The 9547-nt window shown below is 70.6% G+C and carries 6 protein-coding genes; 4 read left to right on the top strand and 2 right to left on the bottom strand.

Annotated elements, in window-relative coordinates:
- Positions 1-152: 152 nt before the first annotated feature.
- A complete protein-coding gene (locus VH112_11300) occupies positions 153-1928 on the bottom strand; it encodes a patatin-like phospholipase family protein (protein HEX4540820.1) in 1776 nt (591 codons plus the stop codon).
- Positions 1929-1960: 32 nt separating this feature from the next.
- Entirely contained in the window at positions 1961-4579 is a 2619-nt protein-coding gene (gene alaS / locus VH112_11305; GenBank protein ID HEX4540821.1) for an alanine--tRNA ligase, read from the bottom strand.
- A gap of 317 nt (positions 4580-4896) precedes the next feature.
- On the opposite strand from alaS, the gene VH112_11310 reads away from it, so the two are divergent.
- The 4 genes from VH112_11310 to VH112_11325 all read left to right on the top strand — a co-directional run.
- Positions 4897-6234: an aminotransferase class V-fold PLP-dependent enzyme gene (locus VH112_11310; GenBank protein HEX4540822.1), complete on the top strand. Its 1338-nt coding sequence runs from the start codon at positions 4897-4899 to the stop codon at positions 6232-6234.
- A gap of 154 nt (positions 6235-6388) precedes the next feature.
- Positions 6389-7543 carry a DUF2156 domain-containing protein gene (locus VH112_11315; GenBank protein ID HEX4540823.1) on the top strand — a complete coding sequence of 385 codons (1155 nt, stop codon included), beginning with the start codon at positions 6389-6391 and terminating at the stop codon, positions 7541-7543.
- A 10-nt stretch (positions 7544-7553) separates the two neighbouring features.
- Positions 7554-9059, top strand: coding sequence for an alpha/beta hydrolase-fold protein (locus VH112_11320; protein HEX4540824.1), 1506 nt, complete (start codon positions 7554-7556; stop codon positions 9057-9059).
- A 12-nt stretch (positions 9060-9071) separates the two neighbouring features.
- A partial coding sequence (locus VH112_11325) for an amino acid permease (protein HEX4540825.1) occupies positions 9072-9547 on the top strand: 476 nt, incomplete at its 3' end.

Raw genomic sequence — 9547 nt, forward strand, 5'->3', positions numbered from 1 at the left:
CCGGCACACTGCCGTTGTTTCACCATTGGTCGGAAAGGGGCCCCGCGCCTGCCAGCGTCGCGCCCGCTTTCGACCAAAGGTGAAACACGCCAATAGCCACGGACCGGCATTGAGGTCCTGGTCCCTCCGGCCGGTCGAGGCGTCAGCGGCCGTCAGGACAGGAGCGAGTCGCGTACCGGAGCGAGCTGCTCGAGGGCGTGGCGGTAGCCGAGCTCCACGAGCTCGTCCAGGCGTTTCCAGTCGAACATGCCGAAGTCCTGCGATGGCATGCGGACATACACATCGGCGCGCTCAGCCGCGAGGTCGACGCTCGTGGCGCTGCTCAGCATGGCGCTGCGGACGAGGATCTCACTCAGGCGCGGAGGCGTGTCCATGCTGCCGTGGCGAAGCAGGGCGTCGGGGTCGGGGCGACCGATCCCCGACCCGGGGGCTCTGAGGTATCCGTCGGTGCTGACGTTGCAGGCGATGATCGCTCCGCGCTCGAGACCTTGCATCACGCCCGTCGGGAGGTTGTCGAGAACGCCTCCGTCGCACAGCAGCTCGCCCTCGTAGGCGATCGGTGGGGCGATCCCGGGTACGGCCATGCTCGTGCCCACCCAGAGCGACAACGGGCCTCGATCGTGGACGACCGGGACTCCCGTGGTCAGGTTGGTCGAGACACAGAAGAAGGTCCGGCGCAGCTCTTCGATCTGACGGTCCCCGAAGATATCCAGCAGGCGAGCGCCGAACTTGCGCCCTCGGATGAGTGACACACGCGGAAGCGCGTAGTCGTTCAGGAAGTTGTTGCTGACGAAGGTCTCCCGAGCCGTGTGCGCCATCTCGACGCTGTCCAGACCGAGGGCCAGGAGGGCCGACAGGAAGGCCCCCATGCTCGTCCCACCGGCCACGTCGACCGGCACGCCCAGCTGCTCCAACGCTCGGACGAGCCCGATGTGGGCGAACCCGCGCGCCCCGCCGCCGCCCAGCACCACGCCGACGCCGTGCCCGGCGACCTGGCGGGCCAGCGACGCCAGGTCGGCTTCGTCCCATGGGTGTACGAAGTACCGGGCGCGGGCGCCGGTCACGTCCGTCCAGGCCGAGGTGTGGGGCGAGGGATCTCCTTCGGGCCGCAGGAACACCAGCTCGACGGGCGCGAGCAGGCCGAGCGAACGAAGCTCCTGGAGCACCCGCACCGGTCTCGGGCGCGCGTTGGCCTCGATCAGCACCAGCACGCGGTCGGCGTTGTGCAGACAGCGCAGCGCCCAGGCGTCGCGGTCGCTGTCGGCGGCGTAGACGAGATAGCGATGCCGGCTCTCCAGCTCGTTCATCCACGCCGCGAGGCGGGTGCTGCCCGCTCCGTCGGAGAGTGACGTCTGCGAGGAGCCGGGCCCGAGCGTCGCGTCGACATGTGCAGCGGTGATGAGCCGAGCGTCGGGCCAACCCGACAAACGGCGAACGAGCCCCTCGGCCAGCGTCATGACCGGCAGGTGAGGCGAGGCGGGGATGATCGCCAGGGTCCCGTGGACCTCGGTGGCGCCCTGGACGCGAGCTCGGCCCCGCTCGCGGACGCGGACCACCATGAGTCGTGACAGCGCCCGCTGGACCGCGGAGTGGTGGTCGAGAAAGTCGAGAAGCTCGGCCTTCTCGAAGCGCAGGAGGATGCTGTCGCGCACGGCCCGCACCGTCGACGTCCTGGGCTCCTCCATCAGGATCCCGATCTCGCCGACCGGCTCCAGGCGGCCGATGTACCCGAGCAGCTCGCCGTCCGAGGTCTCCTCCAGTCGTCCGCGAACGACGACGTAGAAGTGCGTCGACGGCTCGCCTTCCTTGTACAGGCGAGCGCCGCTGCGGAGGTCCTGTCGCTCAGCCAGCGACGAGAGAGCGGTGAGCTCCTCTGTGTCCAGGACCGAGAACAGCGGCACCTCGGCCAGTTCCGGCCCGAGATCCACGAGTGCCGACCTCGACGCCTTCACCCACCACCTCAGGTGAGCCCGAGGTTGGCACGCACCAGGGCCAGGGCCTCGTCGATGCGCCCGGGGTCCCGGCCGCCGGCCAGGGCCAGCTCGGGGCCCTTGCCCCCGCCGCCGCCCACCAGGCGGGCGGGCTCGGCCAGCAGCTCGGCGGCCACCAGGCCCGAGTCCTTGGTCACGGCGGCGACCAGGGCCACCCGCTTGGCGTCGGGGGTGCCGGCCAGGACCACGGCGACGACGCCGTCTCGGGCCCGGGTGGCGAGGGCCAGCTCCTTCAGCTGGTCGGGACCGAGGTCGTCGCGCCGGGCCACGACCAGGCCCCGCTCGGCGGTGGCGGCCAGCGAGGCGGCCTCGATGCCGAGGGCGGCGCTGCGCAGGGCCTTCAGCTCCTCGCGGGTGGCCGCCGAGGTGGCCTGGAGGCGCTCGAGGGCCCCGTGCAGTCCCTCGGGGGTGGTCTGCAGGGTGGCGGCGGCGTCGGCCAGCAGGCGCTCCTGGTCCTTGATGTGGTCGAGGGCGCCCAGGCCGGTGAGGGCCTCCAGGCGCCGGGTGCCCGATCCGATGGAGGCCTCGGCGACGATCTGGAGGGGCCCGATCATGCCCAGGGCGTCCACGTGCGTGCCCCCGCACAGCTCGACCGAGCCCGGTCCCGCCCGCACCACCCGCACCCGCTCGCCGTACTTGTCGCCGAAGAAGGCAATGGCGCCCAGGGCCTCGGCCTCGCCCCAGCTGGTCTCGATCACCTGCACGGGGTCGTCGGCCAGGATGGTGGCGTTGACCAGGTCGGTCACCGCCTCGACCTCGGCCTCGGTGAGGGGGGCGAAGTGGCTGAAGTCGAAGCGCAGCCGGTCGGGGGCCACCAGCGAGCCCTGCTGTTTGACGTGGGGGCCGAGGACCTCGCGCAGGGCCCAGTGCAGCAGGTGGGTGCCGGTGTGGTTGCGCCGGATGGCCGCCCGGCGCTCGGCGTCGATGGCGGCGACCGCCGACTGGCCGGGGCGGATGTGGCCCTCGGTGACCCGGGCCCGATGGGTCACCAGGCCGGGCAGGGCGTAGGTGGTGTCGGTGACCTGGGCCACCCCGGTGTCGGTGGTGATGGTGCCGGTGTCGCCCACCTGGCCCCCGCCCTCGGCGTAGAAGGGGCTGCGGTCCAAGACGATCTCTCGGTCGGGCTCCCGGTCGTCGGGCTCCCGGTCGGGGCCGGCCGGGGGGACCTCGAGCACGCCCAGCACGGTGGCGGCGGAGGCGGCCTCGTCGTAGCCGGTGAAGACCGTGGGCCCGTGCTCGGCCAGCAGGCCCCGGTGGGCGGTGGTGTCGGCGGCGCCCGGCCCCCGCCCGGCCGCCTCCCGGGCCCGGGTGCGCTGGTCGGCCATGGCCTCGTCGAAGCCGGCCCGGTCCACCTCCACCCCCGCCTCGGCGGCGATCTCGGCGGTGAGCTCGATGGGGAAGCCGTAGGTGTCGTGCAGCCGGAAGGCCACCGGGCCCGCCAGGCGACCCCCGGCGGCCCGGGTGAGCTCGTCGGCCAGCAGGCCCTGGCCCGCCCGCAGGGTGCGCCCGAAGCGCTCCTCCTCGGCCGCCACCACGGTGGCGATCATGTCGGCGCCGGTGACCAGCTCGGGGTAGGCGGGGCCCATGGTGGCCACCACCGCCTCCACCAGGGGCGGGCCCAGGGCCCCGGTGGCGCCGAGCTGGGTCCCCCAGCGCAGGGCCCGGCGGATGATGCGGCGCAGCACGTAGCCCCGGGCCTCGTTGGCCGGCAGCACCCCGTCGGAGATGAGGAAGGTCATGGCCCGGGCGTGGTCGGCCAGGATGCGCAGGCCCACGTCGACCCGGCCGCCGGTGCCGTAGGTGGCGCCGGTGATCGACTCGGCGGCGGCCACCACCGGGCGCAGCACGTCGGTGTCGAAGACCGACTCGACCCCGGCCAGGATGGGCAGGATGCGCTCCAGGCCCGCCCCGGTGTCGATGTTCTTGGACGGCAGCTCGGCCACCGATCCGTCGGCGGCCCGGTTGTACTGCATGAAGACCAGGTTCCACAGCTCGACGTAGCGCTCGTCGTCGCCCCGGGCGGGGCCCCCGCCGGCGCCGTGGTCGTCGCCCTTGTCGTAGAAGATCTCCGAGTCGGGCCCGCAGGGGCCCACCTCGCCCATGGCCCACAGGTTGTCCTCGCCCAGGGCCTGGACCCGCTCGGGGGCCAGGCCCACCTTGTCCACCCAGATGGCGGCGGCCTCGTCGTCGTCTTCGTGCACGGTGACCCACAGCCGGTCGGCCTCGAGGCCGAGGACCTCGGTCAGCAGCTCCCAGGCCATGGTGATGGCCTCGGCCTTGAAGTAGTCGCCCAGGCTGAAGTTGCCCAGCATCTCGAAGAAGGTGAGATGGCGGGTGTCGGTGCCCACCACGTCGATGTCGTCGTGCTTGCCCCGGACCCGCACACACTTCTGCACCGAGGTGAGGCGGGGATGGGGGGGCACCTGCTCGCCCAGGTAGTAGGGCTTGAGGGGGACCATGCCGGCCACGGTGAACATCACCGTCGGGTCCTTGGACACCAGCGACGCCGAGGCCAGGTAGTGGTGGCCCCGCTCGACGAAGTAGCCCACGAAGGCCTGGCGCAGCTCGTTGGCGCTCGTGACCTTCATCGATCTAGAGCTCGGCCGACTCAGGTTGCCCTCGCAGTCGTGATGATTGGCGATGATTCAGTGGAGACGACGGGATTCGAACCGGCGTTTCTCCTGCCCGAAGACAGGCGCTCTATCCAGAACTGAGCTACGTCCCCAAAGGGTTGCGGTGTGCCGACATCAAACGGAGCTCTTGTGTCCCCCCTTTTCCACCGATCAGCGCTCCCCGCGCCGACAGACCTCGTAGAGCGGATGGTACGCCAGTCACCGATAGCCCGCAACGGGTACCCTCAGCTGTGGCCCGGCTTCCTGTTCGCTTGGTTGGTGACGGTATGCCCGTGCCGTGCATCGACGGGCTGGAGCGGCCGTACGTCTCGCTCGATGGCGCCGCCTCGACTGCCGCGCTTCCTGCGGTAGCAGAGCAGGTGGCCGAGTTCCTCCCCTGGTACGCCAGCATCCACCGCGCCACGGGCTACAAGTCGAGACTGGCGACGGCCGCGTACGAAGACGCTCGCGCCGATGCCCTGGCCTTTGCCGGGAAGCGCGAGGGATCGGACCTGGCGATCATCTGCCGGAACACGACCGACGCCATCAATCATCTGGCCTACCGCCTCCAGCTCGACAAGGACGACGTGGTGGTCACGACGGTCGTCGAGCATCACGCCAACTTCCTCCCGTGGGGGCGAGTCGCCCGCCGTCGGTACGTTGAATGCGGACCCGATGGCACCTTCTCCGTGGACCAGGTCGCTGCAGCACTCGACGAGCGTCCGAAGCCCCGTCTGCTCGCCGTCACCGGTGCCTCCAACGTCACGGGGTGGCTTCCGCCCCTGAGCCTCCTCCTCGACGCTGCCCACGAGCGCGGCGTCCCGGTGCTCGTGGACGCCGCGCAGCTCGCTCCTCATCGACCCCTTCCCGCTGATGCCGACTTCCTCGCTTGGAGCGGTCACAAGATGTACGCCCCCTTCGGGGCCGGCGTGCTCATCGGCCCCACCGAGGTGTTCAGCCGGGGAGAACCCTTTCTCTTCGGTGGCGGCGCCGTCGACATCGTCGACCTCGACGAGGTGGTGTGGACGGATCCTCCCGATCGGGAGGAGGCCGGTTCTCCGAACGTCGTCGGCGCCGTGGCGATGGGCGCGGCCATGCGCGAGCTCTCCGCCATCGGCTGGCCGGCGATTCGTGCACACGAGCAGGCACTGGCCAACCAGCTGCGGACGGGTCTGGCCGCGATACCTGGGGTGACGGTGCTGGGCCCGTCGCTGGCGACACCGACCCTCGCCGTGGCGGCCTTCGTCCTCGACGACGTCCCGCATGCCCTCGTGGCGGCGCGGCTGGGCGCGGAGTACGGCATCGGCGTCCGCCACGGATGCTTCTGTGCCCACCCCTACCTCATCCGGCTCCTCGGTCTGTCGAAAGAAGAGCAGGCCGCCTACCGGCAGGGCGTTCAACGCGGGGACCGCCGGATGATCCCGGGCGCGGTCAGGGCGAGTGCCACGTTGTCGACCACTCCCGAGGAGGTCGACGTGTTCCTCTCCGCCGTCGCCGACATCGCCAGCGGCAGACCGCCACTGGTGCCGTTCGCGCAGGACGAGCACACGGGCGACTACTGGCCCGAGCTCGATGTTCCGGGGTGGTCAGCAGCCGATCGCAGTCTGGGCGCGAGCTGTGGGCGGGGTTGAGGTCGACGGTTCTCGCCGACCCATGGAGAGAGACCGGAGCCTCGGGCGGCCCAATGCGACCCTTTCCGCCCGGGGACAAGAGGCGTATTCTGCAGTCATCGGAAGAAGTGCCGCAGGTGGCCCATAGGCGCCACTGGTAGGGGGGGCGATTCGCATGAGCGACACCGCACAGGGTGTCGATTGGTGGTTGGCGTGGGACGGGAAGTGGTACCCGCCTGAGAGTCGACCGGTCTCGCCCGCCCCCTCCGCGCAGACGACGCCGAACGGCGACCGGGCCGCGCCCTCGGGTTCCGCCACCGAGAACCGCGGGGTGCAGACCAAGACCAAGGCCAAGGTGCGGACGCCGCACCGCCGGTCCAGGCCCCAGGCCACCCCAGCGGCCACCGTCACCCCCCTCATGCAGGCGGCGGTGGCTCGATGGGGCCGCGAGTCGGCCAGCCCCTTCCTCCTCGGGGAGGACCGGGTCGTCGTGCGGCTGAGCGGCGCAGCCGTCGCCGGCTACGTCCGTCGGGGTCGCTGGGCCGTGCTGGCCACGGACGTGGCCGCCCCTCCCTGGGCGAGGGAACGGGTCCTCGACGAGCTGCTCGTTCGCTTGAAGCAGGACCGCATGCGCCCGGTGTTCACCTGCGTCGCCGAAGCCGAGCCCTACGAGAGCCGAGGCATGTACGCCATGCCCATCGCCGAGGACGCCGTGATCGACCTGACCAGCTTCTCGCTGAAGGGCAAGCGCATGGCCAACATCCGCCACAGCGTGAGCGCCGCCAAGCGGGCCGGTCTCACGGTCGCGCCGTGGTCGCCTGAGCTGGCCGAGGGGGTGGCGGAGGTCTCCAAGGCCTGGCTGGGCACCAAGCACGGTGGCGAGATGGGCTTCACGCTCGGTCGCTTCGATCCCGAGGAGATCAGCTCGACCGACTGCCGGGTCGCAGTGAACTCGTCGGGGAAGGCCGTGGGCTTCGTCACGTGGCATCACCATGACGGGGGGCGGGGCCGCGTGCTCGACATCATGCGTCGCAGTCCGGACGCTCCGAACCCCACCATCGATCTCCTCATCGCCGAGAGCCTGCTCGGCTTCGCCGAGGCGGGCTTGCGGGAGGGCAGCCTGGCCTGCGTGCCGCTCTCCAGAGGGAAGATGGCCGAGCGGCTCTATCCGACGGCGTCGCTGCGGCGCTACAAGGACAAGTTCAATCCCGCCTGGGAGCCGCGCTGGTTGGTCGTGCCGACCCGCCGTCAGCTACCTGGCGGGCTCGCAGCCGTCGCCCGCAGCTACGTCCCGGGCGGACTGCGGCAGGTCCTGCGCGGCAGTCACTAGGCGTTCGCCCATGACCATCGTCCAGAGCGAAGAGACGAGCCGGCGTCGCCGGGCTCTGTGGCCTACGGGCTTTCGGATCCACCCGCCGATCGTCACGACCCTCATCATCTCTGCCATCGTCGCCACGGCCTGGCGGACCGGGGTCTTTCACCACGACCTCAGCCTGACCATGGAGTACCAGTACGGCTACAGCGGTCGCCAGATCCAGGCCGGCCACTGGTCGACGCTGTTCACGAACCAGCTGTTGACGCGCAACACCTTCATGTGCCTGTCGATCTGCCTGTCGGTGGCGGTGTTCGTCGGCATCTACGAGGCCCTGGCCGGCAGTCTGAGGGCGATCGTCGTGATAGTCGTCTGTGGCATCGTCGGTCCCCTCGGCGTCGAAGCCGGGCTCGGCCTCGGGAACGTGCTCGGAAGCACGTGGGCGGCCAACACCCTTTCCACCCTCGACTTCGGCGCGTCCGCCATCACCGCGGGAGGTGCCGGCGCCGTCGTCGCCCTGCTGCGATGGCGATGGCTGCGAGTCGTTGCCCTCCTCATTGTGCTGAGCGGACTGCCCCTCCACCACCAGCTCGCCGACTGGGAGCACCTGATCAGTTTCACCTTCGGGTTCGGCTTGGGGCTCATCCTCGGCCCTCGGCCCGAGGTGGGGCTCCATCCCGAGCAAGGAGATTCTCGCCGCGCCGCCCGGCTAACCCCCCTGGCGTGGGTGCTCCTCGTACCCGCGGCCGTGCTCGGCGTGCTCGGATCAACCACGTTCATCTCCAGCGCGGCATCAGGCTCCAGCTCGGCTCAGGTCATCGAGGCGACGTACCCGTCCGCGGCTCTGCATTCGAGCCGGCGAGTCCTCGTGGTCCTGCCTCCCGGTTATGGCCAGTCGAGCCAGCGCTACCCCGTGGTGGAGATGCTGCACGGTGTCCCCGGCGGCCTCGAGGAGGTCATCGGCGGTCTCAACGTGGCCCAGCTGTCCAATCAGTCGAAGACGCCGTTCATCGCAGTGGCCCCCGACGGAACAGGGCCTGCGGTCGGCGAAAGCGACTTCGCCAACACCAGCCGCCAGCCGATGGGCACGGTGACCGGTCCGGAGCTGCGCCAGTGGGTCGACTCTCACTACCCCACCAACGGCACCTGGGAGGTCACGGGACTCTCGTCGGGCGGGTACGGGGCGGCCTACCTGCCGACGCTGTCTCCCGGCGTGTACCAGCAGGCGTGCCCCATGAGCGGCTTCTTCACCGCCGAGCCTCCCGCGTTCGAAGGCCAGTCGGCTGCCGTGAAGCAGGCTGGCTCGCCGATACTCCACGTGTCGGCCCGCGGCCCTCGCACCCTGCTGGTGGCCGGATCGAGCGATCCGGGTTCACTCGACCAGGCTCGTCGCTACATCGCGGCGATGAACGGCGTCGGTGAGCCGAACAACGGTCTCATCACCAATCCTGGAGGCCATGAGCTTCCGGTTTGGACGACAGGCATCAAGCAGTGCCTGGGCTTCTTCTTCCCGGCGTCCGGGTTGCACGGCTAGGCCACGGGACCGGTGGGCCTGAGCACCTCGCGGCCTGACGCGGCGCCGGGAGGCCTGCCCCGGCCGACCAGGACCCGCGGGGTCCTGCACACGGGGGCCACCGGGATCTTCCGCCGCAAGCCCATCCCGTTGCACGAGCCCGCTGAGGAGCAGCAGCTCAAGCGGTCGCTCGGCCTCTGGTCGCTCACCGCCATCGGTCTCGGCGCGATCATCGGCGCCGGGATGTTCACCCTGGCCGGCGGTGTGGCGCGAACGAACGCCGGTCCCGGAGTGACGATCTCGTTCGTGGTCGCGGGGATCGCAGCTGGTTGCGCCGCCCTGGCGTACGCCGAGTTCGGTGGGCTGATCCCCAAGGCGGGCTCGGCCTACTCCTACGGCTCGTCTGTGCTCGGTGAGGTCGTTGGGTGGTTCATCGGGTGGGACCTGCTGCTCGAGTACACCGCCATCACCGCCGTGGTCGCCATCGGCATCTCCGGCTACCTGAACAG

The organism is Acidimicrobiales bacterium (genome assembly GCA_036270875.1).
Lineage (GTDB): Bacteria > Actinomycetota > Acidimicrobiia > Acidimicrobiales > AC-9 > AC-9.